This window comes from Dorea sp. Marseille-P4042, from assembly GCF_900290215.1.
Taxonomy (GTDB): Bacteria; Bacillota; Clostridia; order Lachnospirales; family Lachnospiraceae; genus Dorea; species Dorea formicigenerans.
In genome coordinates, this window is the sequence record NZ_OLMI01000001.1 from 1 (window position 1) to 25,372 (window position 25,372).

Annotated in this window: 24 protein-coding genes, 1 pseudogene and 1 other annotated feature; of the genes and pseudogenes, 24 read left to right on the plus strand and 1 reads right to left on the minus strand. The window is 40.4% G+C overall.

Annotation, left to right across the window (positions count from 1 at the left end; genetic code table 11):
• From C7E02_RS00005 to C7E02_RS00100, 20 genes and pseudogenes are all read left to right on the plus strand, one after another.
• Positions 1 to 875 (plus strand): RNA-guided endonuclease InsQ/TnpB family protein (locus tag C7E02_RS00005; RefSeq protein WP_105308987.1); only part of this gene is annotated, 875 nt, incomplete at its 5' end.
• A gap of 291 nt (positions 876 to 1,166) precedes the next feature.
• Positions 1,167 to 1,994 carry a magnesium transporter CorA family protein gene (locus C7E02_RS00010; RefSeq protein WP_242827090.1) on the plus strand — a complete coding sequence of 276 codons (828 nt, stop codon included), beginning with the start codon at positions 1,167 to 1,169 and terminating at the stop codon, positions 1,992 to 1,994.
• A gap of 18 nt (positions 1,995 to 2,012) precedes the next feature.
• A complete protein-coding gene (locus C7E02_RS00015) occupies positions 2,013 to 3,305 on the plus strand; it encodes a homoserine dehydrogenase (RefSeq protein WP_105308493.1) in 1,293 nt (430 codons plus the stop codon).
• 22 nt (positions 3,306 to 3,327) lie between these two features.
• A complete protein-coding gene (locus C7E02_RS00020) occupies positions 3,328 to 4,686 on the plus strand; it encodes an MATE family efflux transporter (RefSeq protein WP_005337718.1) in 1,359 nt (452 codons plus the stop codon).
• Between the two features lie 52 nt (positions 4,687 to 4,738).
• Positions 4,739 to 5,170: a MarR family winged helix-turn-helix transcriptional regulator gene (locus C7E02_RS00025; RefSeq protein ID WP_005331573.1), complete on the plus strand. Its 432-nt coding sequence runs from the start codon at positions 4,739 to 4,741 to the stop codon at positions 5,168 to 5,170.
• Between the two features lie 146 nt (positions 5,171 to 5,316).
• Positions 5,317 to 5,916 (plus strand): DUF3793 family protein, encoded by a 600-nt coding sequence (locus C7E02_RS00030; RefSeq protein WP_005337717.1) that lies wholly within the window; start codon positions 5,317 to 5,319, stop codon positions 5,914 to 5,916.
• A 41-nt stretch (positions 5,917 to 5,957) separates the two neighbouring features.
• Positions 5,958 to 6,383 carry a flavodoxin gene (locus C7E02_RS00035; protein ID WP_005337715.1) on the plus strand — a complete coding sequence of 142 codons (426 nt, stop codon included), beginning with the start codon at positions 5,958 to 5,960 and terminating at the stop codon, positions 6,381 to 6,383.
• Between the two features lie 102 nt (positions 6,384 to 6,485).
• Positions 6,486 to 6,764, plus strand: a complete 279-nt coding sequence (locus tag C7E02_RS00040; RefSeq protein WP_029731900.1) for a DUF2325 domain-containing protein — start codon at positions 6,486 to 6,488, stop codon at positions 6,762 to 6,764.
• A 146-nt stretch (positions 6,765 to 6,910) separates the two neighbouring features.
• A complete protein-coding gene (thyA, locus tag C7E02_RS00045; RefSeq protein WP_005337714.1) occupies positions 6,911 to 7,759 on the plus strand; it encodes a thymidylate synthase in 849 nt (282 codons plus the stop codon).
• A gap of 38 nt (positions 7,760 to 7,797) precedes the next feature.
• Positions 7,798 to 8,289 carry a dihydrofolate reductase gene (locus C7E02_RS00050; protein ID WP_005331567.1) on the plus strand — a complete coding sequence of 164 codons (492 nt, stop codon included), beginning with the start codon at positions 7,798 to 7,800 and terminating at the stop codon, positions 8,287 to 8,289.
• Positions 8,286 to 9,488, plus strand: coding sequence for a glycosyltransferase family 4 protein (locus tag C7E02_RS00055; protein ID WP_105308494.1), 1,203 nt, complete (start codon positions 8,286 to 8,288; stop codon positions 9,486 to 9,488). The genes C7E02_RS00050 and C7E02_RS00055 overlap by 4 nt, the downstream gene beginning before the upstream one ends.
• Positions 9,489 to 9,578: 90 nt before the next feature.
• Positions 9,579 to 9,880 (plus strand) — a binding site (T-box leader).
• A gap of 101 nt (positions 9,881 to 9,981) precedes the next feature.
• On the plus strand, positions 9,982 to 11,709 hold the full coding sequence (gene ilvB / locus C7E02_RS00060) for a biosynthetic-type acetolactate synthase large subunit (RefSeq protein ID WP_005331565.1): 1,728 nt from the start codon (positions 9,982 to 9,984) through the stop codon (positions 11,707 to 11,709).
• 16 nt (positions 11,710 to 11,725) lie between these two features.
• Positions 11,726 to 12,244, plus strand: coding sequence for an acetolactate synthase small subunit (gene ilvN / locus C7E02_RS00065; RefSeq protein ID WP_005331564.1), 519 nt, complete (start codon positions 11,726 to 11,728; stop codon positions 12,242 to 12,244).
• Between the two features lie 108 nt (positions 12,245 to 12,352).
• Positions 12,353 to 13,378 (plus strand): branched-chain amino acid aminotransferase, encoded by a 1,026-nt coding sequence (locus tag C7E02_RS00070; RefSeq protein ID WP_005331563.1) that lies wholly within the window; start codon positions 12,353 to 12,355, stop codon positions 13,376 to 13,378.
• A 363-nt stretch (positions 13,379 to 13,741) separates the two neighbouring features.
• Positions 13,742 to 13,867: pseudogene (locus C7E02_RS20385) on the plus strand (carbohydrate kinase); the annotation flags it as partial.
• Complete coding sequence (locus C7E02_RS00080; RefSeq protein ID WP_005337708.1) at positions 13,848 to 14,417, plus strand: TetR/AcrR family transcriptional regulator C-terminal domain-containing protein; 570 nt, start codon at positions 13,848 to 13,850, stop codon at positions 14,415 to 14,417. The pseudogene C7E02_RS20385 and the gene C7E02_RS00080, both read left to right, overlap by 20 nt.
• Before the next feature lie 120 nt (positions 14,418 to 14,537).
• Entirely contained in the window at positions 14,538 to 15,683 is a 1,146-nt protein-coding gene (gene fucO, locus C7E02_RS00085) for a lactaldehyde reductase (protein ID WP_005339110.1), read from the plus strand.
• Positions 15,684 to 15,896: 213 nt separating this feature from the next.
• A complete protein-coding gene (locus tag C7E02_RS00090) occupies positions 15,897 to 16,268 on the plus strand; it encodes a GntR family transcriptional regulator (RefSeq protein ID WP_005339112.1) in 372 nt (123 codons plus the stop codon).
• A 5-nt stretch (positions 16,269 to 16,273) separates the two neighbouring features.
• The gene (locus tag C7E02_RS00095) at positions 16,274 to 17,122 is read left to right on the plus strand and encodes an ABC transporter ATP-binding protein (protein ID WP_022279809.1); all 849 of its coding nucleotides are present in this window, start codon (positions 16,274 to 16,276) and stop codon (positions 17,120 to 17,122) included.
• Positions 17,119 to 17,775 (plus strand): ABC-2 transporter permease, encoded by a 657-nt coding sequence (locus tag C7E02_RS00100; RefSeq protein WP_105308495.1) that lies wholly within the window; start codon positions 17,119 to 17,121, stop codon positions 17,773 to 17,775. Before C7E02_RS00095 ends, C7E02_RS00100 begins: the two co-directional genes overlap by 4 nt.
• Before the next feature lie 110 nt (positions 17,776 to 17,885).
• On the opposite strand, the gene C7E02_RS00105 is transcribed toward C7E02_RS00100, so the two are convergent.
• A complete protein-coding gene (locus C7E02_RS00105; protein ID WP_005339117.1) occupies positions 17,886 to 18,482 on the minus strand; it encodes a TetR/AcrR family transcriptional regulator in 597 nt (198 codons plus the stop codon).
• A gap of 265 nt (positions 18,483 to 18,747) precedes the next feature.
• Between C7E02_RS00105 and C7E02_RS00110 the strand changes: the two genes are divergently transcribed.
• The 4 genes from C7E02_RS00110 (at position 18,748) to hslO (ending at position 25,304) form a co-directional block, all read left to right on the plus strand.
• Positions 18,748 to 20,820 (plus strand): efflux RND transporter permease subunit, encoded by a 2,073-nt coding sequence (locus C7E02_RS00110; RefSeq protein ID WP_029731895.1) that lies wholly within the window; start codon positions 18,748 to 18,750, stop codon positions 20,818 to 20,820.
• 20 nt (positions 20,821 to 20,840) lie between these two features.
• Entirely contained in the window at positions 20,841 to 23,045 is a 2,205-nt protein-coding gene (locus tag C7E02_RS00115) for a hypothetical protein (RefSeq protein ID WP_105308496.1), read from the plus strand.
• A gap of 604 nt (positions 23,046 to 23,649) precedes the next feature.
• Entirely contained in the window at positions 23,650 to 24,417 is a 768-nt protein-coding gene (locus C7E02_RS00120; protein ID WP_005339126.1) for a class I SAM-dependent DNA methyltransferase, read from the plus strand.
• Between the two features lie 8 nt (positions 24,418 to 24,425).
• A complete protein-coding gene (gene hslO, locus C7E02_RS00125; protein ID WP_029731893.1) occupies positions 24,426 to 25,304 on the plus strand; it encodes an Hsp33 family molecular chaperone HslO in 879 nt (292 codons plus the stop codon).
• The last annotated feature ends 68 nt before the right edge of the window (positions 25,305 to 25,372 follow it).

Consider the following 25,372-nt stretch of genomic DNA (forward strand, 5'->3'; position numbering starts at 1 on the left):
AATTCCCAAGATTCAAGTCTAAAAAGAGATCAATGCCGAAGTTCTATCAGGACAACGTTAAAATACAATTCAGTAATACCCACGTTAAGTTTGAAGGCTTTTCTTCCAACAGGAAAGCAAATAAGCAGAAAATGAATTGGGTAAGACTTGCAGAACATGGACGTATTCCAACAGATGTTAAATATATGAATCCGAGAATATCCTTTGACGGATTGAACTGGTGGATCAGTGTATGTGTGGAATTTCCTGATTGCAAGGAAACACTTAATGATGATGGAGTTGGTATAGACTTAGGAATCAAAGATTTGGCTGTCTGCTCTGATGCTGTTAAATATAAGAACATTAATAAGGGTCAGAAAGTAAAGAAACTAGAAAAACAGAAACGCAGATTACAGCGTAGTATCTCTCGTTCTTACGAGAAGAATAAGAAAGGGGAAAGTTACTGCAAAACCAATAATGTAATCAAAAAGAAAAAACTTTTATTAAAACGAAATCACAGATTAACAAACATCCGTAAAAACTATTTGAATCAGACCATATCTGAGATCGTAAATCGAAAGCCAAGATTTATCTGTATTGAAGATCTGAATGTCAGCGGAATGATGAAAAATAGACATTTATCCAAAGCAGTTCAGGAACAAGGATTTTTTTGGTTTAGAAAACAGCTTGAATACAAATGCAGTGATAAAGGGATCCAGCTTATTGTGGCGGATCGGTTTTATCCATCATCAAAGCTTTGCAGCTGTTGTGGAAACATCAAAAAAGATTTGAAATTATCTGACAGGGTTTATAGATGTGCGTGCGGGAATATAATTGACAGAGATTTCCAGGCATCTATAAATCTCAAGGCTTATGGAGAACGATTTGCAAGCTGACACTGAAACGTTAATGCGAATATATACGGATACGTTAGTCCGGAATTTACGCCTATGGAGAGTACAAGAACTTGTGAGTAGATAGATATTTATATCATCAAAAACATACTCGTTGAAGTAGGAATGAAACATAGAAGTTCATAACTTTTTATAAGTTTTCAGTAACGACAGATTATGGAAGCATACACTCTGGATTGGCAAAAAGGACAGCTTATTCAGGATAGGATGCAAGAAGCAAATTACAAGAGGATAAGTGATAAAAAAATAGATGATACTATGAAGGTTCAGATTATGAATCTGAAAGAATACGAACAGATTAAGGAATATATTCCACATAAGAAGAATCTTCTATACGGTATGAATCATGTCAGGTACTGTAAAGTAGATTCGTTTCATGATTGCGTACAGGGAATTATGCGGGTGCCAGATTTGAAAAATCATGAAATGTTCGTATTTGGCTTTTGCATGTATAAGCAGACTCTTTATTTTGTGGAGGAAACAAATCAGATTCAACTTCTTATGGAACATGTGAAGAATGATGTCTATAAAAACTGCAGACTTCATGAAGTTTTGCTTATGATCTTAAACTATCTGATTGATGATGATGTGTACAGAATGCAGAAGATTGAAGAACAACTGGAGAAAATCGAAGAAAATGTAATTGGACATGTCCAGAAACATCTGGATGAAAGAATTATGAAGTATCGGAAACATTTTTCGGAACTGATGGTTTCTTATGATCAGATGACCAATATGGGTGAGCATATGCAGATTTATATGAACAGAAATGGAATCCAGGATGAAGAAATGGGTTGGGAGCGTTATGTTCATAGAACTGAGCGTTTGCATCAGTATGCCGCGGAGATGAAAGAGTATACTCAGCAGATCCGTGAAATTTATCAGACCCAGATTACCTTGCAGCAAAATAGAGTTATGAATTTTCTGACAGTAGTGACGACAATATTTATGCCATTGACATTGATTACCGGGTGGTATGGAATGAACTTTTATAATATGCAAGAACTTCACTGGCAATATGGATATATTTGTGTCATCATAATATCAATCGTAGTAATTATTGCGGAATGTATTTACTTTAAAAAGAAAAAAATGTTATAAAGCAGGAGGAGAACAGGAATGAGCAAGCCGGACAAGATAAAAATCGGACTTTTAGGACTGGGAACAGTTGGAAGTGGGGGATATAAGTTAATTGAAAAGCAAAAAGAGGAGTTTTGTAAAAAGGCAGGAGCAGATGTTGAGATTGTAAAGATTCTTGTACACAATATGGAGAAAAAGCGTGAAGGTGTGGATCCATCTCTTCTTACCGATAACTGGAGAGATATTATTGATAATGATGAGATTCAACTCGTAATTGAGGTGATGGGTGGAATTGAGCCGGCAAGAACCATGATTCTGGATGCTTTAAATGCAGGGAAAAATGTTGTGTCTGCTAATAAAGATCTGATTGCTGAGCACGGAAAAGAACTTCTGGATGCAGCAGAAGAGCATGGTGTGGATTTTCTGTTTGAGGCTGCAGTAGCCGGAGGAATCCCGATCATCCGGCCGTTAAAGCAATGTCTGGCGGCAAATGAGATTGATGAAGTCATTGGAATCATGAATGGTACAACAAACTATATCCTGACAAAGATGTTTGAAGACAATATGGATTTTGATGAAGCATTGGCAAAAGCGACAGAGCTTGGATATGCAGAGGCGGACCCGACAGCAGATATTGAAGGATTAGATGCCGGACGTAAAGCAGCAATTCTGGCTTCCATTGCATTTCATTCCAGAGTTGTGTTCAAGGATGTATATACAGAGGGAATTACAAAGATTTCTTCAAGAGACATAGCATATGCAAAAGAATTTGGCAATGTTATCAAATTACTTGGCGTGGCTCATAATACAGAAGATGGAATTGAAGTGGGTGTTTATCCGATGATGATTTCACAGAATCACCCACTGGCATCTGTCAGAGATTCTTTTAATGCCGTATTTGTGCATGGAGATGCAGTTGGAGATGTAATGTTCTATGGACGTGGTGCTGGAGAGCTCCCGACTGCCAGTGCAGTTGTCGGAGATGTGATCGACGTAGTGCGTGACACGCAGTATCACTGTACCGGAAGAATCAGTTGTACCTGTTATCGGACAACACCAGTCAAGGATTTTAAGAATGTGAAAAATAAATTTTTCCTCCGTATGCAGGTGGAGAATAAACCTGGAGTTCTGGCTTCCATTGCCATGGTATTTGGTGTTCACAAGGTCAGCATTACAAAAGTCATGCAGAAGGAACAGTGCGAGAACGCTGATGTAGCTGAACTTGTTATTGTAACAGAGGCTGTCAAAGAAAGCCAGATGCTGGATTCTCTGGAGCATCTCAAAGATATGGAGACAATTCGCGAAGTCAGCAGTGTCATTCGTGAATATTAGTAGAAATATTGGAGGGTTAGGTTTGGAAGAAAGTGTAAAGGTCAATCCGCTTGCAACAGAGAAGGTCGAACGGTTGATATTAAAATTCTCCATCCCGGCAATCATCAGTATGCTGGTCAGCTCGCTTTATAATATTGTAGACCAGATATTTATTGGACAAGGTGTAGGACTTCTTGGAAATGCAGCGACTAATATCGCATTTCCAATTACGATTATTTGTACTGCAACGGCATTGCTTCTTGGGATTGGAAGTGCTTCAAATTTTAATCTGTCCTCGGGGGCAGGAGAGCAGGAATGTGCGTGCAGGTATGCAGGAACAGGACTTGCAATGCTGATGCTTTGCGGTGTGACGATCGCGGTCGTCGTATTATTGTTCTTAGATCCGCTGCTTCATGTATTCGGTGTTACAAAAGACGTCCTGCCTTATGCACAGGATTATACAGGGATTACAGCATTTGGCATTCCTTTTCTGATCCTGACGACAGGGGGGAATCATCTGATCCGTGCAGACAGAAGCCCGACTTATTCTATGACTTGTATGCTTACGGGGGCAATCATCAATACGATTCTGGATCCACTGTTTATTTTTGGATTCCATTGGGGAATTAAAGGAGCTGCATGGGCAACTGTAATCGGTCAGATCGTGTCTGGGTGTCTGGTAATTGTGTATTTTGTACGTTTTAAAAAGATGGGACTGACAGTGGAGATGCTAAAGCCCCGTGGAATGTATATCAAAGGCATTCTCACACTTGGTATGGCTTCATGCATCAATCAGATAGCTATGGCAATCGTGCAGATCGTGTTAAATAATACATTGAGATATTATGGTTCTCTTTCTGTATATGGATCAGATATTCCACTGGCGTGTGTCGGTGTAATTGCAAAAGTCAATATGGTGTTTATGGCAATCTGTATCGGTCTTGCCCAGGGATGCCAGCCAATCTGGGGTTTTAATTATGGAGCAGGCAATTATGTGAGAGTCAGACACACATATAAGCGATCCATGCAGATAGCGCTTGTGGTCGGCGGTATCTGTTTTGTGTGCTTTCAAGTATTTCCAAGACAGATCGTCAGTATTTTTGGAAATGGAAGCGAAGAATATTTCCGGTTTGCAGAGAGGTATTTCCGCATTTATATGTTTATGACGTTTGTAAATGGAATCCACCCGGTCTGCTCGCAGTTTTTCACTGCAATCGGAAAAGCTACAAAGGGAGCAGTTGTGTCTCTGACGAGACAGATATTATTTCTTTTGCCACTCATTATTATATTCCCGATATTTATCGGAATTGATGGTGTAATGTATGCAGGTCCGATCGCGGACGGAACGGCAGCAGTAGTTGCAATTGTGCTTGCGAGAAGTGAGATAAAAAAGATGAGCTGATAAGTAAAGAGAAGGTTGTCAGGATCTGGGATTAAAAGAAAGGATAAGGCGTATGCAAAAGAAGAGAACGATAGGATTTATGTTCAAGCAGATAAATAATGTGTATGAGAAGGAATTTAATAACCGGCTGCGTACGCTTGGCATTACCGCATCACAGTGTGCAGTACTGGATTATCTGTTCGACTGTGAGAAAGAAGAAGTGACACAGAGGGACATTGAAAAAGGATTGAATCTCAGAAATCCTACCGTGACCGGTCTGCTGAAACGGCTGGACGAAAAGGGATATATCTTATCAGTTCCAAGTAATACGGATAAGCGCTGCAAGAACATTTACCTGACGGAGAAAGCTTACGATATCCAGAGACGCATGGAGAATCAGAGACGGAAGCTGGATAAGATGCTGACAATCGGAATGAATAAAAAAGAAATTGAGGCTTTGGAGAAGATGCTGAACAAAGTATTGTATAATATTGCAGAGCCGTAGGAAATATAAAAGGTATCATGTATGAAAATGCATGGTGCCTTTTTTGATAAAAGACAATCATTTAAAACAGTTGCATTAAACTAACCACCTATGATATTATAAACATGCAAATGATAATCAAAATCAATTACGGATGAGGATATGCAATGTCAAAAGAAGTAGTGTCTTATATGTTATCTGGTATGGATAATATGAAAAGTCTGCAGGTTCAGTTAATTCTGCAGTGTGCGCCGTTTCTGAAAGGAATCAAGATTGCCTGTATTTTGAATATTACGGAAGAAAACAGTAGAGAGCTTTATGAAATCCTGGAAGGAACAGGGATCAAATTTAAAATTCTGACAAGAAATCATGGAAAATGTCTTGTATTTTTGTACCGGCGCGAGTCGTTTTCCAGATATTTGAAACGGACAGATGTCAGGGAGTTTTTAGGTTCCTACGGATATGAGGACGTGGAACCGGAGAAGATGCTGGAACGTCTCTCGAAACGTGTCTGTCAGTATTCAGATGGAGAAATCTGTTTTCCGCATGAGATAGGAGCATTTTTAGATTATCCGATCGATGATGTAAAATGTTTCATTGAAAAAGATGGAAAAGACAGTCTGTTTTCCGGATACTGGAAAGTCTATAACAATCCAGGGAGAGCAAAAATGATTTTCTGGGCGTATGATAAGGCAAAGACCAGTGCGGTAAATGAATATCTGATTGGAAAGAACATTCGAGATATTGCATATGTGGCAGCGTGTTAAATGATAGTTGATTAAATAGAACAGCAGGAGGATAATAAATCATGAGTATTTCAGTAGTATATTGGAGCGGAACAGGTAACACACAGGCAATGGCAGAGGCAATTGGAGAAGGAATTGAAAGTGCAGGAGCACAGGCAAATGTAATCTCTGTAGATCAGGCAAATGTAGATGTGCTGGCAGAAGAAGATGTGTTTGCCCTTGGTTGCTCTGCTATGGGAGCTGAGGAGTTAGAAGAGTCTGAGATGGAGCCATTTGTAGCTGAGCTTGAAGGAAAAGTAAGTGGAAAGAAGATTTTGTTATTCGGATCCTATGGTTGGGGAGACGGAGAATGGATGAGAAGCTGGGTAGAACGTATGACGGCAGCCGGAGCCGAGATGGCAGAACCAGAAGGCGTAATCGCAAATGAGACACCGGGAAGTGATGATTTGGATGCATGCAAGGCGGCAGGAGCAAAACTTGTTGATTAATATGGAACAGGATACAGCAGATCAGGAATGGAAGAAAGCAAGACATAAATTATGCTGAAATATTCGTGGTCTGTGGCATTGCTAAAAGGACAGGTGATAAAAATGAGTGTAGTAATCATTGGCGGCAATGAAAGAATGGAACAGCAGTACAAGCAGATCTGTAAAAAGCATAAATGTAAAGCAAAAGTATTCACGAGAATGTCCGGTAATCTGAAGACACAGATCGGACAGCCAGATTTGATCATCTTATTCACATCAACTGTGGCACATAAAATGGTACATTGCGCATTGAAAGAAGCAGAGCGTTACAATATCCGCGTGGAGCGTGCACATTCCAGTAGCGCAAGTGCATTGGAAAATGTACTTCAGGGCTGCTGTTAATAAGGATATGTTTTCACAAAATAAAAAGAGGAATGTAAAAAAATAACATTGCATTCCTCTTTTTTTTGTATGCAATTCATGGTACAATAATCAAATGGTTTGATGCTACAAAGCAATAAATGATAAGAATGCAGGAGGAAAGGCAAATGAGTTATGCCGATCAGGTATTTATAGATATGTGCCGCGACATCATCGACAATGGAACAGACACAAGAGGGGAAAAAGTGCGTCCGGTGTGGGAGGATAAAACACCGGCTTATACAGTAAAGAAATTTTGTGTGGTAAACCGGTATGATCTGTCTAAGGAATTTCCGGCACTGACACTTAGAAGAACTGCGATTAAGAGCTGTACAGATGAACTTTTATGGATATGGCAGAAGAAATCGAACAACATTCATGATCTGAACAGCCATATCTGGGACAGTTGGGCAGATGAAGATGGATCGATTGGAAAAGCCTATGGATACCAGATGTCTGTAAAACATCAGTACAAGGAGGGAATGTTCGATCAGGTAGACCGTGTGATCTATGATCTGAAGAACAATCCGTACAGCAGAAGGATCATGACGAATATTTATGTACATCAGGATCTTCATGAGATGAACCTGTACCCGTGTGCGTACAGTATGACATTTAATGTTACGAAAAAAGAAGGACATGAGAAGCTTTCTCTGAATGGAATGCTCAATCAGAGATCCAATGATGTACTCACTGCGAATAACTGGAATGTATGTCAGTATGCAGTGCTTCTTCATATGTTGGCACAGGTGTGTGATATGGAAGTCGGGGAACTGGTACATGTGATTGCAGATGCACATATTTATGACCGCCATATTCCACTCGTGGAGGAATTAATAAAAAGAGAGCCGCTTCCGGCACCGAAGTTCTGGTTAAATCCGGAAGTGAAGAATTTCTATGCTTTTACACCGGATGATGTGAAACTGATCGATTATGAGACACATGAGCAGATTAAAAATATTCCGGTGGCAGTTTAAGATAAAAATAAAGTAATAAAAAACAGGGGGAAACCGGCATGAATTTGATTGTGGCAGTGGATAAAAATTGGGCAATTGGAATGGACAATAAGTTACTTGTAAGTATTCCGCAGGACATGAAGTTCTTCCGGGAAACGACAAAGGGGAAGGTCGTTGCCATGGGAAGAAAGACATTGGAAAGTTTTCCGGGCGGACAGCCTTTAAAGAACCGAGTCAATGTTGTTCTGACATCAGATAAAAAATACAATGTGAAAGGAACTGTTGTGGTCCACAGCATTGACGAAATGGTGGAAGAACTGAAAAAATATAACGATGAAGATATTTTTGTGATCGGGGGAGAGAGCATTTACAGACAGCTTCTGCCATACTGTAAGACGGCATATATTACAAAGATCGATCACGCTTACCAGGCGGATACATTTTTCCCGGATCTGGATCAGGACCCACAGTGGCAGATGACCAAGATCAGTGATGAGCAGACGTATTTTGATCTGGAGTATGTATTTACAATTTACGAGAGGGTATCATGAGAATTTTAAATGTAACAGCGCAGAAACCGAACAGCACCGGCAGTGGGATTTTTTTGTCGGGGCTTATGACGGAATTTGCAAATAAGGGACACACACAGGCACTGGTAGCCGGTGTGTATCCTGAGGAGGAAACACCGGTACCGGATCGGGTCACATTTTATCCGGTATATTTTGAACAGGGGAAACTGAACTTTCCGATTGTAGGAATGTCAGACGAGATGCCATATCCGAGTACCAGATACCGGGATATGACACCAAAGATGGAAGCGGCATTCAAAGAAAGTTTTATGAAACAGCTGGATGAGGCAGTAAGAGATTTGAATCCAGATCTGATTTTGTGCCATCATCTTTATCTTTTGACTGCCATCGTACGGGAACATTTTCCAGACCGGAAGGTCTTTGGCTTTTGCCATAATACAGATTTGCGGCAGATGCAGAAGACAGATTTGGAACGGGAGTACATTACGGGGCAGATTCGAAGACTTGATCGGATTTTTGCACTGCATGCAGAGCAGAAGCGGACCATTCAGGATATTTATGATGTGCCGAAAGAAAAAATACAGGTGATTGGAATGGGGTATAACAGCCATATTTTCAAGAATGAAAGCCTGCGTGTGAATGACGGTGTGACAAGAATTGCATTTGCCGGAAAGATTTCGGTGAAAAAAGGAGTGGAAAGCCTGATCCGGAGCCTGGATTATCTGGAATATGAAAAGGAAAGGATTGAGCTTTTTCTTGCCGGAGGAGCCGGGAATAAAGAAGAGTATGAGCAGATAGTAGAGCTTGCGAAAAAATGTCCGTATAAGGTGACATTTTTAGGCAATCTTCCACAGAAAGAGCTGGCAAAGGTCTACAATTCCTGTGACATCTTTGCACTTCTGTCATTCTCTGAAGGACTGCCTCTTACGGTCATTGAGGCGCTTGCATGCGGAGACAGAGTAGTCATGACAGACTTGCCCGGAGTGAAAGAATGGATTGATACTTATGCGCCGGGGGCAGATATAAGATATGTGACACTGCCATTGATACGTAATGTGGATGAGGCAGTTCCTGCGACACTGCCGGATTTTGAAAGGCGGATCGGTCAGAGAATCTGGGAGTCTGTGGAGGCAGGTAAAACAAAAGAAGTAGATGTCAGCGGACTTTCCTGGACAAAAATTGCAGGCGAAGTGCTGAAAGTATTATCTCTGATATCATAAAATATATCAAGAAAACAGATGAAAAATGTCATTGACAGTAACACAAAGTTATGATTATAATATATAAAAATATTCGATAAAACAGTTTTGTGAAATGCAATGACGGGGAGGAGTACATAAATACCGGAAGCTAAGAGAGAAGACGGGTGGTGTAAGTTTTCATGAAGGGTTTATGGAAGTAGCCTCTGAGCAGTGAACCGAAAAGATGAATGGCTGATAGTGCTTTTGAAAGAAAGCATCTATAGTTACATGATCTGAGTAGACTTCAACGTCTGTCCCGACGTTACAAGGGAGCAATATCGGATAATCGTTATGGTTTCCCGTATTGACATGAGTGCAGAGAGAATTCTCTGAATTTAGGTGGTAACACGGATGGGATATTCGCCCTAAGCTATTTCGCTTAGGGCGTTTTTCTATATCTGACGGGAAATGCATACTCTGTTGGATATCATGACGAAGCAAAATCTGGGAATGTTAAAGGAGGAAGACATTTATGAAGAAAATCAGTGGCAATAAGTTATTAGTAAAAGCCTTAAAAGAAGAAGGAGTAGATACTCTGTTCGGTTATCCTGGGGCATGTACCATTGATATCAGTGACGAACTTTACAAGCAGGATTTTACGAAAGTAATCTTGCCAAGGCAGGAAGTGGCACTTGTCCATGAGGCCGATGCCTATGCAAGATCTACCGGAAAAGTCGGTGTTTGCCTTGTCACAAGTGGTCCGGGAGCAACGAACTTGGTAACAGGTCTTGCAACAGCATATTATGATAGTGTTCCGCTTGTGTGCTTTACCGGTCAGGTGTCCAGACATCTGATTGGAAATGATGCATTTCAAGAGGTTGACATTGTAGGAATTACAAGAAGTATCACCAAATATGGAGTAACGGTGCGAAATAGAGAAGACCTTGGGAGAATATTAAAAGAAGCATTTTACATTGCAAGAACAGGACGTCCAGGTCCGGTCCTTATCGATCTTCCAAAAGATGTTATGGGAGAACTTGGAAGCGCAGAATATCCGGAAACTGTTAATATCCGTGGTTATAAGCCGAATACAAGCGTACATATCGGACAGTTAAAACGTGCGATCAAAATGCTTGGACGTGCAAAAAAACCATTATTTTTAGCAGGTGGAGGTGTGATTATTTCCCGTGCAAACGAAGTATTTACCAAATTGGTGGAGAAGACGAATATTCCGGTCGTAACAACAGTAATGGGACGCGGGGCAATTCCGACAAACCACCCACTCTACATCGGAAATCTTGGAATGCATGGAGCATATGCCTGCAATATGGCTGTCAGTGATTGTGATCTGCTGTTTTCAATCGGAACTAGGTTCAATGACCGAATTACCGGAAAGCTGCATTCATTTGCACCGAATGCACAGATTGTACATATCGATATTGATACAGCTGCAATTTCAAAAAATGTACAGGTAGATATTCCGATTGTTGCAGATGCAAAAGATGCGATCGAGAAGATGTTAGAGTATGTAGAGCCGAATGAGACATCAAAGTGGCTGGAACAGATTGAAAGCTGGAAAGAGGAACATCCTCTGAAAATGAAAGAAAAACCGATCATGACACCTCAGGATATTATCGAGACGATCAACCGTATGTTTGATGAAGCAATTATTGTAACTGATGTAGGACAGCATCAGATGTTCACGGCTCAGTTTGCTGAGATTACACAGAAGAAGAGACTTCTTATGTCAGGTGGACTTGGAACAATGGGGTATGGACTTCCGGGAGCGATTGGTGCTAAAATCGGTAATCCGGATGTACCGGTCATTTCCATCTCCGGTGACGGTGGGATGCAGATGAATATTCAGGAACTTGCAACAGCAGTATTAGAGGAACTTCCAATCATTAGCTGTATTTTTAATAATTATAACCTTGGAATGGTTCGCCAGTGGCAGAAATTATTCTATGGAAAACGTTACTCTATGACGAATTTACGATCCGGTGCTGCAAGCAGAAGGGCAGCAGATGATGAGAATTTTGAATATCCGGAGTATACACCGAACTTTATCAAACTGGCAGAAAGTTATGGCGCAGTAGGAATCCGTGTGGAGAAAAAAGAAGATATTGAGCCTGCATTCAGAGCAGCACTTGAAAATAAACACAGACCGACGATTATCGAGTTTATGATCGATCCGGAGGATCTTGTATACCCAATGATCAAACCGGGCGGAACTCTGGAAGAGCTGATCATGGATTGTTAGAAAGGAGAAAGGAATTATGAGTGGAACAAATAATGGAATGAAAAAACGCTGGATATCACTTTATGTAGAAAATCAGGTAGGTGTTTTGTCTAAAATTTCCGGACTCTTTTCTGGAAAGTCATATAATCTGGACAGCCTTACTGTAGGAACAACAGAAGATCCGACTGTATCCAGAATGACAATAGCAACGGTCAGTGACGATGAGACGTTTGAACAGATCAAAAAGCAACTCAACCGTACGGTAGAGGTTATTAAAGTCATTGATTTTACAGATGTTTTTGTAAGAATGAAAGAAATTATGTACATTAAAGTTCAAAAATGTACACCGGAGGATAAGGTGGAATGTTTCCAGATCGCAGAGACGTTTAAGGCAAAAGTTATTGACTACGGAAGAGATAGTCTTTTGCTGGAATTTGTACAGACAGGAACCAAAAATGACGCAGTTATCAAGCTGATGAAAGAAGAGTTCAAGAGTATTGAAGTTGTGCGTGGAGGAAGCGTTGGAATTGAGTCTATTAGTATGATGGAAAGATAATCCAAAAAAAACAGAGCGCACTCTTGAATTTCGGATATGATGGTATTATAATAATGTCAGTAGAATAGTTAAAAATTAAAGTTATATAGATGAACGGAGGAAATTATCATGGAGAAAAAGAACATTGACTGGTCAAACATCGGATTTGGCTACATGCAGACAGATAAGAGATATGTATCCAACTACAAAGACGGAGCATGGGATGAAGGAACTCTTACCTCCGACGCAACCATAACAATCAGCGAGTGCGCAGGTGTACTTCAGTATGCGCAGACATGCTTTGAAGGAATGAAAGCTTACACAACAGAAGACGGACATATCGTAACTTTCCGTCCGGATTTAAATGCAGCAAGAATGGCTGATTCAGCAGCAAGACTTGAGATGCCGGTATTCCCAGAGGACAGATTCGTAGATGCAATCAAACAGGTCGTAGCAGCTAATGCAGCATATGTACCGCCTTACGGGTCAGGAGCTACACTTTATGTAAGACCGTATATGTTTGGTTCCAGTCCGGTTATCGGAGTAAAACCTGCAGAGGAGTATCAGTTCCGTGTATTTGCTACACCAGTTGGACCATACTTTAAAGGCGGCGCTAAGCCGATCACAATTAAGGTTTCAGACTTTGACCGTGCCGCACCGCATGGAACAGGTCATGTAAAAGCAGGTCTTAACTATGCAATGAGCCTTCATGCAATCGTGACAGCACATGGAGAAGGATACGATGAGAATATGTATCTGGATGCTGCAACAAGAACAAAAGTAGAAGAGACAGGTGGAGCAAACTTTATCTTCGTAACAAAAGACAATAAAGTCGTAACACCGAAGTCATCTACAATCCTTCCTTCTATTACAAGACGTTCTCTGATGTATGTAGCAGAGCATTATCTTGGACTGGAAGTAGAAGAAAGAGAAGTATACCTTGATGAAGTAAAAGACTTTGCAGAGTGTGGACTTTGTGGAACAGCAGCAGTTATTTCACCAGTTGGCAAGATTGTAGATCATGGAAAAGAAATCTGCTTCCCAAGTGGAATGGAAGAGATGGGACCAGTTACAAAGAAGCTGTATGAGACATTGACAGGAATCCAGATGGGTCACATTGAAGCACCAGAGGGCTGGATCTGCAAGATCTGCTAGGATTGAGAAAAAGCCAGGCACAAGAACAATCACAGACTCTACATTGTTTTCAGATAATATAAGATTCATATGCGAGATGAGGTTGACGGGAAAATGAGAATTTTGTAAAATGATGTCAAGACATATGGAGCGGGACAGAAACGCGAAAATCTGTCCCGCTCTTTTCGCAATATAAATAGAAACTGTGAATATAAGATTTGAATTCACATACAGAAAATAAAAGAACAGAGGTTTTGAAGTATGTTTGGCAATCAGCTGACCTATGCCTTTTACCGGAATCCGGGAGAGGACATGATGCGGGGACTCTGCTTTTGATGGAAAAGTATCATATTCCATTGATTCTGTTATCTATGGGCAAGAAATGAAAAGGAACTTGGAGAGATGCTGGAGTTTGCCAATGCAGCAGCATCTATTGTAACAACAAGAAAAGGGGCGCTTCGGGTAATGCCCAAGTTAGAGGAGATTTTGCATGTGCAAAGAGGAGTGTAAGTCAGAAGAAATGAAATATCGCCTGGCGGAAGCTGTGAAAGTCTGCATGAAGACGACATCGGTGGAGAAGATTACGGTAAAGGAAATCGTAGATGCGTGCGGAACGACCAGACAGACATTTTACCGGCATTTTCAGGATAAATACGACCTGGTTAACTGGTATTTTGATAAGATCATTCTGGAATCATTTGAACATATGGGAGAAGGCGAGACCATCTATGAAGGACTGGTGAAAAAATTTCAGTATATTCAGAAAGAGAAACTTTTCTTTAAAATGGCATTTAAATCTGATGATCAGAACTGTCTGAGAGACCATGATTTTGAACTGATTCTGGCATTTTATTCAGACCGGATCCAGGAAAAATCCGGAAAGCCATTGTCGGAAGATTTAAAATTCCTGCTGGAAATGTATTGCCAGGGTTCTATTTACATGACTGTACAATGGGTGTTTGGAAGGGTGAAACGCACGCCGGAGGAACTGGCAGCAGATCTCGTGAAAGCAATGCCGGAAGAACTGGCGGGGGTGTTTGAAAGACTGGATCTTTTATGATCCGGTCACGTTACATTTTCATAATTTTGTAACTTTCATTTTTTTAATAACATTGTTAAAATAAAAACATAAGAGCTGAATAAGAGCAAATTATGTCATGTAAGAAAAGGAGAGATTGAAATGGCAAACAGAATTATGCTGAATGAGACATCTTATCACGGAGCAGGAGCAATCAAGGAGATTGCAACAGAGGCAAAATCAAGAGCATTTAAGAAAGCATTTGTATGCTCTGATCCAGACCTGATCAAATTTGGGGTAACAAAGAAAGTGACAGATGTATTAGATGAGGCTGGACTCGCATATGAGATTTATTCTGACATCAAAGCCAATCCTACGATTCAGAACGTACAGAATGGTGTTGCAGCATTCAAGAGTGCTGAGGCTGATTACATTGTAGCAATCGGTGGAGGATCTTCCATGGATACAGCAAAAGCAATCGGTATCATTATTGCTAATCCGGAATTCGAGGATGTAAGAAGTCTGGAAGGTGTTGCGCCAACTAAGAAACCTTGTGTACCGATCATTGCAGTTCCGACAACAGCAGGTACAGCAGCAGAGGTTACGATCAACTACGTTATTACAGATGTAGAGAAGAAGAGAAAATTTGTCTGTGTTGACCCACATGATATGCCGGTCATCGCAGTTGTAGACCCGGATATGATGTCCTCTATGCCAAAAGGACTGACAGCTTCCACAGGTATGGATGCTCTTACACATGCAATCGAAGGATATACAACAAAGGCTGCATGGGAGATGACAGATATGTTCCATATCAAAGCAATCGAGATTATTTCCAAATCCTTAAGAGGAGCAGTTGAAAATGAGAAAGAGGGTCGTGAGGGAATGGCTCTTGGACAGTATATCGCAGGAATGGGATTCTCAAACGTAGGTCTTGGAATTGCTCATTCTATGGCTCATACACTTGGAGCTGTTTATGACACACCACATGGTGTTGCATGTGCTATGATGCTTCCAATCGTTATGGAGTACAATGCTGACTGCACAGGCGAGAAATACAAAGAGATCGCAAGAGCTATGGGTGTCAAAGGTGTTGATGATATGTCTGTAGAAGAATACAGAAAAGCAGCAGTAGACGCTGTTTCGCAGCTTTCTATCGACGTTGGAATCCCAACAAAACTGGAAGCGTTAAAAGAAGAAGATCTTGACTTCTTAGCTGAGTCTGCACACGCAGATGCATGCGCTCCGGGTAATCCGAAAGACGCAAGCGTTGAAGATCTGAAGAATTTGTTCAGAAAATTAATGTAATGATGCCAGAGCGGATTGTGGGAGTGCAAAGCATGGAGTAATCCGCATGCATCATGCATTATTACATAATCTAAGATAAGAGAACTCCTGACATTGATATCCAGTGCCAGGAGTTTTTAATATTCCGAAAAATAAAATGAGAAGAAAACAGTATAAAACAGTTGACAACTGTTATATACTGTTTTATACTGTTTATAACGAAGGAGGAGTTTTATGGATATCATAGTAAACCATTCATCCATGCAGCCAATCTATGAACAGATTGGAAATCAGATAAAAGAAAAGATCATGCATGGTATATTAAAAGCAGATACCCCGCTCCCGTCAGTTCGTACTTTAGCTAAAGAACTTAAGGTCAGTGCATTGACCGTGAAAAAAGCATATGATGCTCTGGAAGAAGAAGGATTTGTAATTACGATTCATGGAAAAGGAAGTTTCGTAGCATTTGCAGATCAGGGGCTGATGCTGGAGAAGAAGAAAAAGGAAGTGGAAGCTGATTTGGAGATGGCCATCCGAAAAGGCAAAAGCTGTGGAATGACGGATCAGGAATTACTGGAGTTGTTTCAGATTGTTTTGGAGGATTGATAAGTATGTTGAAATTTGAAGGTGTGAAAAAGCACTATGAAGATTTTGAACTGGATCTTACCCTGGAAGTACCGGAAGGTTATGTTACCGGACTGATCGGAGCCAATGGTGCAGGAAAAAGTACAGCGTTTAAAGCAGCATTAGGTCTGATCAGACCAGACGCAGGTGTTGTAAAGATGCTGGGAAAAAATGTAGAAGATTTTACAGTGCAGGATAAAGAGTGGATTGGAGTTGTTCTGGCTGATTCCGGTTTCAGTGGATATTTACGTGTGAAAGATATACTTCCGATGCTTGAAAGTATGTACCATAAGTTTCAGAAAGAAGATTTCCTGGAAATGTGCAAAAAATACCAGTTGCCATTAGACAAAAAGATCAAGGAGTTTTCAACGGGAATGAAACGTAAATTACAGATTGCAGCGGCAGTTTCACATGGCGCAGATGTGTTGCTTCTGGACGAACCGACCGCAGGACTTGATGTTATGGCAAGAGATGATATGCTGGAAATTTTAAGAGAATATATGGAAACTCCGGGACGTTCTATTCTGATTAGTTCACACATTTCCACAGATCTGGAAGGAATCTGTGATGACATTTATATGATTGATGAAGGAAAGATTCTTTTGCATGAAGAGACCGACAAACTTTTGGATCAGTATGGACTTTTAAAGGTGAAGGCAGACCAGTACGAGGCGCTTGAAAAGGAGTACATTTTGGCGCATAAGAAAGAAGAGTATGGTTATAGCTGCCTGACAAATGAACGGCAGTATTATCAGGAAAACTATCCGGATATCACTATTGAAAAAGGGAAAATTGATGATGTGATCATTATGATGAAAAGGGGGAAGCAAGAATGAAAGGATTGTTGATCAAAGATTACAAACTCATGTTGGGACAAAAATCCTTTTTGGGAATGGCAGCTCTTATGGCGGTGTTATATCTCGTTATTTATAAAGACCCTACATTTGCTGTTGTATTCATTACGGTCATGTGTACTATGTTTACAATTAGTACACTAAGTTATGATGAATATGAAAATGGAATGGCTTATTTGTTCACACTTCCAATCAGTAGAAACATATATGTATTAGAAAAGTATGCATTTGCATTGGTGAATAGCATCGTGACAGGAGTGATCATGTATGCTATGGCATATGGTGTCGTTAAAATCCGTGGACTGGCGATATCACAAAGTGATATGTATTCAGGTCTGGCCGGTGCCTGCTTTGTATCAATTATTATGATAAGCTATATGATTCCGTTGTATATAAAGTTCGGAATGGAAAAGAGCAGAATTGTGTCAGTAAGCGGAATGGCAGCCATATTTTTAATACTGTACCTCGGAATAAAAATATCAAAAGAACGAAATGGGTCGATAATGAAAATCATAAGTCGAGCTGAAAAATTAAGTGATGGAATTGTAATTTTACTGATTTTTGCAGTTTCGGTTATCCTAATTTGCATTTCAGTAGTGTGCGCAATGAAAGCAATGAAAAAGCGCGAATTTTAAAAAGGGACAGGTGTGAGAAACAGTAAAGACTGAGAATACGTGATGGTAAAAAAATTGGGGACGGGGTTTTTTTAGAAAAACCCCGTCCCCAATTTTTAAAAAATGCAGTTTTATTGTCTGTGGCTTGCAATTATCAGCCGTACTGTCCGGTACAGATAAGGCTTATATTCTTCGATGGACAGTGGTTCGTTATATAAAATCGAATTATATGCCGTGGATCCGGTCAGTTCTACGATGGTGAATAGCATAACGTCCGGACATTCGTATTTGTAAGAATCTTCATTAACGAGATTGAGAAATTCTTCATAAAAATCTGGTTCAGTCCGTTCTTCGGTGAGAAGGGCGGAGCGAAGTGCGCCCATGACTAGATTCTTGGAAATAAAGTTTAACAATGCCTTATTGCTGGCGAGAGCATCTATAATGTAATCAATGATAAAGATTAATTGTTCTTCCAGCCCGGAAATGTCTGCTTTCCGTAATGCTTTTGCTGCTTTCTCAAATAGTTCATGAGTCTTGAAAGCGGTAAGTTTATTCTTGATATCATATTTGTCTTTAAAATATAAATAAAAAGTTCCTTTTGCAACACCGGCTTTTTCTACAATATCAGAAATAGCAGTAGCATGGATACCTTTTGTGGTAAAAAGTTCGTATGCGGTGTTGAAGAGGGCTTCTTTTTTCTTCTTTTTATTTTCGTCTACTTTTCCCATGATTATCCTCTTTTCTGTTCAACAGCAATTATAACTGTACGGCAAGGTAATGTGCAAGTTAATTTTTTGCTTAAAGGTAGAAAACGTGAGTGTATTTCTAATGTATGATTGTAAAAGTAATGTGTCATATTTTTGTTGATGAAAATATCTTAGCACAAAAATGACTAATAGTCAAAAAATATATTGACTATTGGTCATTTTTGGTGTATTATTCTGTTTGAAAAAGAAAATGACTAACGGTCATAAATGAAAGGGAGAAGGAGTTATGGTTAACTTTGGAAAGAAAGTGGTGAAATACAGAGTATTGATACTGATACTTGGCGTGCTGTTGCTGATTCCGTCAGTCTTCGGTTATCTGAATACCCGGGTCAATTATGATGTGCTGACTTATCTTCCAGACAATATCGAGACGATGAAAGGACAGGATATTCTAGTGAATGATTTTGGAACCGGAGCATTTTCTATGTTCATTGTTGATGGTATGGAAGAGAAAGATGTAGCGGAACTGAAAGAGAAGATTGAAAAAGTCGATCATGTGGCAAATGTAATATGGTACGACTCTATTGCAGATATTTCCGTGCCGATGAGTATGTTGCCGGACGACATTTACGATGTATTTAATTCTGATACCGGAACGATGATGGCGATTTTCTTTGATGAGGGAACATCTTCAGATGGAACGATGGATGCAATTGCACAGATTCGGAAAATTGCCGGCAAGCAATGTTTTTTAAGTGGAATGTCCGCAGTAGTTACGGACACGAAGAATCTGGCAGAAAAAGAGACTCCGGTCTATGTACTGATTGCCGTTATTTTGGCGGTCATTGTACTTGGACTGACAATGGAATCATTTTTCGTACCATTACTTTTTATGCTGAGTATCGGAATGGCAATCATTTACAATCTGGGAAGTAACTATTTTATGGGAGAAATTTCTTATATTACGAAAGCGTTGGCAGCGGTATTGCAGCTAGGTGTTACGTTAGATTATTCCATTTTCCTGATGCACAGTTATGAAGAACAGCAGGTGAGATACGACGGAGATAAGAAGCGTGCCATGGCACATGCGATTTCCCAGACATTTTCATCTGTTATGGGAAGTTCCATTACAACAATTGCCGGATTCATTGCATTATGCTTTATGTCCTTTACACTGGGACTGGATATTGGAATCGTTATGGTAAAAGGAGTTATCTTTGGAGTGATTGCATGTGTGACCATTCTTCCGTCTATGATTCTTTGTTGTGACAAAATCATTGAGAAGACGAAACACAAACCATTCCTCCCGGATATTGGAAGAATTTCTGACAAGGTTACGAAACGATACCTGGTATATGTAGTATTGTTTTTGCTATTCTTATTTCCTGCAATTTATGGAAATAACCATACAGCAGTTTATTACAACCTGGACGAGACATTACCAAAGGATCTGCCAAGTATCATTGCAAATGAAAAGTTAAAAGAAGATTACGATATGAATACAACGCACATGATTCTGGTGGACAGTTCCGTATCTTCAACAGATGTCAATAAAATGATAAAAGAAATGGATAAGGTAGACGGTGTCAAATGGGCACTTGGGCTGGACTCTCTTGTAGGTCCGTCAGTTCCGTCTGATATGATTCCGGAGTCCGTATCCAGTATGCTGAAAAATGATAAATATCAGCTGCTTCTTGTAAACTCTGAATATAAGGTAGCATCTGATGAAGTCAATGCCCAGATTAAGACATTGAATAAGATTTTGCACAAATATGATAAGACCGGAATGCTGATTGGTGAAGGACCGCTGACCGCAGATCTGATTGATATTACAGATCAGGATTTTAAGACAGTCAGTGCAGTATCCATTGGAATTATATTTGTCATTATCCTTGTGTTATTCAAATCCATTTCACTTCCGGTCATTCTGGTAGGTGTTATTGAATTTGCAATCTTTGTAAATATGGGAATTCCTTATTACACAGGCACGAAGCTTCCGTTTGTTGCTTCTATCGTTATCGGAACGATTCAGCTGGGATCTACGGTTGACTATGCAATCCTGATGACGACAAGATATAAGCGTGAACGAAACCATGGGGCAAATAAACATGATGCCATTACGACAGCCCACCGTGTATCAGCACAGTCCATTATGGTCAGTGCCTTAAGCTTCTTCGCAGCGACCATCGGAGTCGGACTTTATTCCAACATTGATATGATCAGTTCGCTGTGTATCCTGATGGCAAGGGGAGCACTGATCAGTATGGTAGTCGTAATCTTCGTACTGCCATCCATGTTTATGGTATTTGACAAAGTAATCGTAAAAACAAGTAAAGGTTTTCTGCCGAAAGAGGCATAAGATTCACAGGAGGGATCACTATGAACGGAAATAAAAAAATCGCAAAAAAAATTGTAGCAGGATCTATGGCAGTTATGATGGCTGCCGGACTTGCCGGAACATATGAATATCACAATAATGTCATGCAGGTACAGGCAGCAGAGCAAAAGGACAAAGACACTCAGGAATTAAAAGAGACTGCGGAAAATGTATTGGCAGACCACGCAACAGATTCTGAGGATACAGGATTTTCAAAAGAGGAATCTGTGTATGTAAAAGCAGATGCAAGTGGAAATGTAAAGAAAACGACGGTATCTGAATGGCTGAAAAATCCGGAAAAAGGAACCATTTCTGACACATCTGAATTGAAAGATATTAAAAATGTAAAAGGTGACGAAACATTTGAGACAGGAAGCAACAACAACGTAAGCTGGAAGTCTGAAGGAAATGACATTTACTATCAGGGAACAATAGATAAAGAGCTCCCGGTAGATGTGAAAGTATCCTACAAACTGGATGGAAAGAGCATTTCCCCGAAAGATCTGAAAGGTAAAAGCGGAAAGGTTGAGATTCAGTTTAGCTATGACAACAAATCAAAACAGACTGTCAATGTAAATGGTGAAGATGTAGAAATGTACACACCATTTACCATGGTCAGTGCAATGATGCTTTCCTCTGATGAGTACAGCAATGTGTCTGTTGAAAATGGAAAACTTATTTCTGACGGAGATAAAAAGATTGTAGTCGGAGTTGCATTCCCGGGACTTGCAAATAATCTGAATCTGAAAGATCTGGATATGGACATTGATATTCCGGAGACAGTAACAATTACAGCAGATGTCAAAGATGCAACAGTCGGAACAAGTATTACAATGGCTTCCGCAGAGCTGATGAATGAATTCGGACTGGACGACATCGACAGCTTTGATGACTTGCAGGATTCTATCGATGATCTGGAAGATGCAACAAATCAGTTGGTAGATGGATCAAAGGAAGCAGCAGATGGATCAAAAGAGCTGGCAGACGGAGCTGGAACATTGAATGACGGAGCCGGAACACTGGCAAGTGGAGCCGGAACACTGGCGGACGGTGTGAATACACTGGATGAAAAGAGTGGAACACTGGTCAGCGGAGTGAACACACTGGCGAGCGGAGTGCAGGCATACACTGGTGGAGTAGAAGAATTATATGCTGGAAGTAATAAACTGGCAGTAGGAGCAGAAAGCGCAGCAACAGGAGCTGCAGGAGTGGCAACAGGAGCTGCTGGAATAAATCAAGCAATTAATGGAGAGGGTGGAGTGAGTGACTCTGTAAATACACTTGCTGGATATGCGACATCAGTAAATAATGGTTTAGGAGGAATTAGTGCTGCAGTTAATGGAGGGGTAAGTGCATTGCAGTCTATTACCCAAGATAGTATAAAAGCAAGTGTGACTTCAACAGGCGCAACAGCTAAAATAACTATTACAAAAGATGAGATTGCAGCTAAAATAAAAGATACAGACTCCACATTATCAGCGAATCAGATTAATGCTCTTGCAAATGCAGTTTATGCCCAGGTATCAGACGAGAGTGCAATAGAAGTACAACAGGGTACAGTTGAGTTAAATGATACTGGAAAAACAATTGCAAATGGCGCCTCTCAAGCATTAGGAGGGTTGAAACAAGTTCAGATAGGAATGCCAACCATTACAAAAGGTGCAGAAGGTGTTGCAACAGGACTTAGTGCATTATCTGGAAATATGGAGCAGCTTGGAACAGTAACAGCAACAGTTGCAGACGGAAGCACATCACTGAAAGAAGGTGTTGGACAATTACAGACAGGAATTGGAGCACTTCAGGCAGGTGCTAAAAAGCTTCATGATAATAGCAGTACATTAAATGCTGGTTTGACAACTCTTAAAGATGGCGGTGCCCAGCTTGCAAATGGTGTTAGCCAGTTAGCAAGTGGTGCTAATCAGGTTGCTGACGGAGCCGGAACATTGGCTGGTGGAACTCAGACATTATTAGATGGAGCCAACACATTAGCAGATGGAAACCAGACTCTGGCAGATGGAATGCAGGAGTACAAAGAAGAAGCAATTGATAAATTGACAGATCTCTTTAATGGAGATATTAGCGGTGTGACAGATCGAATTGATGCAATGACTAACCTTGCAAAAGAGTATAAATCATTTGCAGGAATCAGTGACGGAGTATCCGGAACAACAAAATTCATCATCGAGACAGAAGGTATCGATGACTAGTTATTTCTTCATTACAAATGTAAAGAGAAATAAACAAACACAGGGCGGGAGTGAAAAGACTTCCGTCCTGTTCAATCTTATTTCTTAAGGAAAAGATAAGAAAATATTTCTTGAGATTATCACATGACTATGCGATTCTATCTACACGCAGACGATGGTTCTAATTATCTGCAAAGTATCTATATTAATTTCATTCATTTTCGGAGCCGGAAGAATCGGCAGTAATTCCCAAAGTGATGATAAGCAGACAGATAAATGAAGTAAAAAAATGATGTGAAATTATGTTCATATACTGGAATATACTGAAAGTATATGTTAATCTATAAGTAGAAATCATAGCATTTTCTTTTGAACAGACATTTATCTGCAAAAAGAAAGCAGAAGCTATAGCAACAAATTCCGAGCATCAGGCGAAGCTTTTAAAAGAACTGGGGCTGTAGACGACATGTTTAATGTATATACTAGTAGTTTTCGATAGTTTTCAGAAGCAAAATCTGCATTGTTTACTAGTTGGCATATCCGGAAAAATAAGATATAATGGACGATGGTAACGGATGCGCTACCTGGAATATGATACGAAAGTATAGAAGGAGTCTTTCTGAATATGGAAGCTTATACGAGTTTTGCGAGGGTATATGATATCTTTATGGATAATGTGCCATATAAAGAGTGGGCGGATTATCTGGGGAAAATATTAAAGGAATATGGAATTGATGACGGGCTTGTTCTGGATCTTGGCTGTGGAACTGGAAGCATGACAGAAATGCTGGCTTCATCCGGTTATGATATGATCGGTGTGGATAATGCAGAAGAGATGCTGGAGATTGCCATGGAGAAGAAGGTCGAGAGTGGACATGATATTTTGTATCTTCTTCAGGATATGCGGGAATTTGAATTATATGGAACGGTCAGAGCGGTTATAAGTGCCTGCGATTCTGTGAACTATATTACGGACGATGAGGACCTGACGGAAGTTTTCCGGTTGGTGAATAATTATCTGGATCCGGAAGGGCTGTTTGTATTTGATTTTAATACGGAGTATAAGTATCGGGAGATACTTGGAGAACAGACAATTGCAGAAGACCGTGAGGAATGCAGCTTTATCTGGGATAATTATTACGATGAAGACGAACGGATCAATGAATATGAACTGACTCTTTTTGTGCGGGACGAAGAACAACCACAGCTTTATCGTAAGTATCAGGAAGAACATTTTCAGAGAGCATATACGCTGGAGCAGATCAGACATATGCTTACGGAGGCAGGACTTGAATATGTAACTGCCTACGATGACTATACAAAAGAAAGTCCACATGACCGGAGTGAGAGAATCTGCGTCGTGGCAAGAGAACATGGGAAAGGATTGGCATAAGATAGATGATGGAAGATTATATTGTAAGAGCGACGGCAGCAGGAGGACAGATGCGTGCATTTGCTGCGACAACGAAAAACCTTGTAGAGTCTGCAAGAGTGCATCATAATACAAGCCCGGTTGCGACTGCGGCACTTGGAAGGACACTGACAGCAGGGGCAATCATGGGAAGTATGATGAAAAATGATACAGATATGCTGACACTTCAGATTCGTGGAGACGGCCCAATCGAGGGCATCACTGTAACTGCAGACAGCCATGCAAATGTAAAAGGATATGTTGGAAATCCGGACGTGATGCTTCCGCCAAAGAATGGCAAGCTGGACGTCGGAGGAGCAGTTGGTATCGGTCTTTTACAGGTGATTAAAGATATGGGACTGAAAGAGCCTTATGTGGGACAGACAATTCTTGTAAGCAGTGAGATCGCAGAAGATCTGACTTATTATTTTGCGAGTTCCGAGCAGGTACCTTCCTCAGTGGGACTTGGTGTTCTGATGAATAAAGATAATACTGTACGCTGTGCAGGTGGATTTATTATTCAGTTGATGCCATTTGCAACAGAAGAGACTATCAGCCAGTTGGAGGAGAATCTGAAGGATGTGACTTCTGTTACAGATTTTCTGGACAAGGGCTATACACCGGAGCAGATGTTAGAGAAACTGATCGGACATCTGGATCTTGAAATCACAGATACTATTCCAACACAGTTTTACTGTAATTGTTCGAAAGAACGCGTAGAGCAGGCAGTTGCAAGTATCGGAAAGAAAGACATTCAGGAAATGATCGATGAAGGAAAAGACATTGAAGTAAAATGTCATTTTTGCAATACGGCATATAACTATACAGTCGAAGACTTGAAGAACATTCTGAAAAGAAGTAAGAAATAATCAGGTGAATAGACCGGATAATAGAATAGTAGAGAGAGAATTGCGGTCAAATTTATGACCGCAATTCA

Excerpts from the sequence above, each read along its gene's own strand:
- C7E02_RS00010 (WP_242827090.1), top strand. The coding sequence starts at position 1,167 with ATGAATCTGAAAGAATACGAACAGATTAAGGAATATATTCCACATAAG.
- C7E02_RS00015 (WP_105308493.1), top strand. The coding sequence starts at position 2,013 with ATGAGCAAGCCGGACAAGATAAAAATCGGACTTTTAGGACTGGGAACA.
- C7E02_RS00025 (WP_005331573.1), top strand. The coding sequence starts at position 4,739 with ATGCAAAAGAAGAGAACGATAGGATTTATGTTCAAGCAGATAAATAAT.
- C7E02_RS00030 (WP_005337717.1), top strand. The coding sequence starts at position 5,317 with ATGTCAAAAGAAGTAGTGTCTTATATGTTATCTGGTATGGATAATATG.
- C7E02_RS00035 (WP_005337715.1), top strand. The coding sequence starts at position 5,958 with ATGAGTATTTCAGTAGTATATTGGAGCGGAACAGGTAACACACAGGCA.
- C7E02_RS00040 (WP_029731900.1), top strand. The coding sequence starts at position 6,486 with ATGAGTGTAGTAATCATTGGCGGCAATGAAAGAATGGAACAGCAGTAC.
- thyA (WP_005337714.1), top strand. The coding sequence starts at position 6,911 with ATGAGTTATGCCGATCAGGTATTTATAGATATGTGCCGCGACATCATC.
- C7E02_RS00050 (WP_005331567.1), top strand. The coding sequence starts at position 7,798 with ATGAATTTGATTGTGGCAGTGGATAAAAATTGGGCAATTGGAATGGAC.
- C7E02_RS00055 (WP_105308494.1), top strand. The coding sequence starts at position 8,286 with ATGAGAATTTTAAATGTAACAGCGCAGAAACCGAACAGCACCGGCAGT.
- ilvB (WP_005331565.1), top strand. The coding sequence starts at position 9,982 with ATGAAGAAAATCAGTGGCAATAAGTTATTAGTAAAAGCCTTAAAAGAA.
- ilvN (WP_005331564.1), top strand. The coding sequence starts at position 11,726 with ATGAGTGGAACAAATAATGGAATGAAAAAACGCTGGATATCACTTTAT.
- C7E02_RS00070 (WP_005331563.1), top strand. The coding sequence starts at position 12,353 with ATGGAGAAAAAGAACATTGACTGGTCAAACATCGGATTTGGCTACATG.
- C7E02_RS00080 (WP_005337708.1), top strand. The coding sequence starts at position 13,848 with ATGTGCAAAGAGGAGTGTAAGTCAGAAGAAATGAAATATCGCCTGGCG.
- fucO (WP_005339110.1), top strand. The coding sequence starts at position 14,538 with ATGGCAAACAGAATTATGCTGAATGAGACATCTTATCACGGAGCAGGA.
- C7E02_RS00090 (WP_005339112.1), top strand. The coding sequence starts at position 15,897 with ATGGATATCATAGTAAACCATTCATCCATGCAGCCAATCTATGAACAG.
- C7E02_RS00095 (WP_022279809.1), top strand. The coding sequence starts at position 16,274 with ATGTTGAAATTTGAAGGTGTGAAAAAGCACTATGAAGATTTTGAACTG.
- C7E02_RS00100 (WP_105308495.1), top strand. The coding sequence starts at position 17,119 with ATGAAAGGATTGTTGATCAAAGATTACAAACTCATGTTGGGACAAAAA.
- C7E02_RS00105 (WP_005339117.1), bottom strand. The coding sequence starts at position 18,482 with ATGGGAAAAGTAGACGAAAATAAAAAGAAGAAAAAAGAAGCCCTCTTC.
- C7E02_RS00110 (WP_029731895.1), top strand. The coding sequence starts at position 18,748 with ATGGTTAACTTTGGAAAGAAAGTGGTGAAATACAGAGTATTGATACTG.
- C7E02_RS00115 (WP_105308496.1), top strand. The coding sequence starts at position 20,841 with ATGAACGGAAATAAAAAAATCGCAAAAAAAATTGTAGCAGGATCTATG.
- C7E02_RS00120 (WP_005339126.1), top strand. The coding sequence starts at position 23,650 with ATGGAAGCTTATACGAGTTTTGCGAGGGTATATGATATCTTTATGGAT.
- hslO (WP_029731893.1), top strand. The coding sequence starts at position 24,426 with ATGGAAGATTATATTGTAAGAGCGACGGCAGCAGGAGGACAGATGCGT.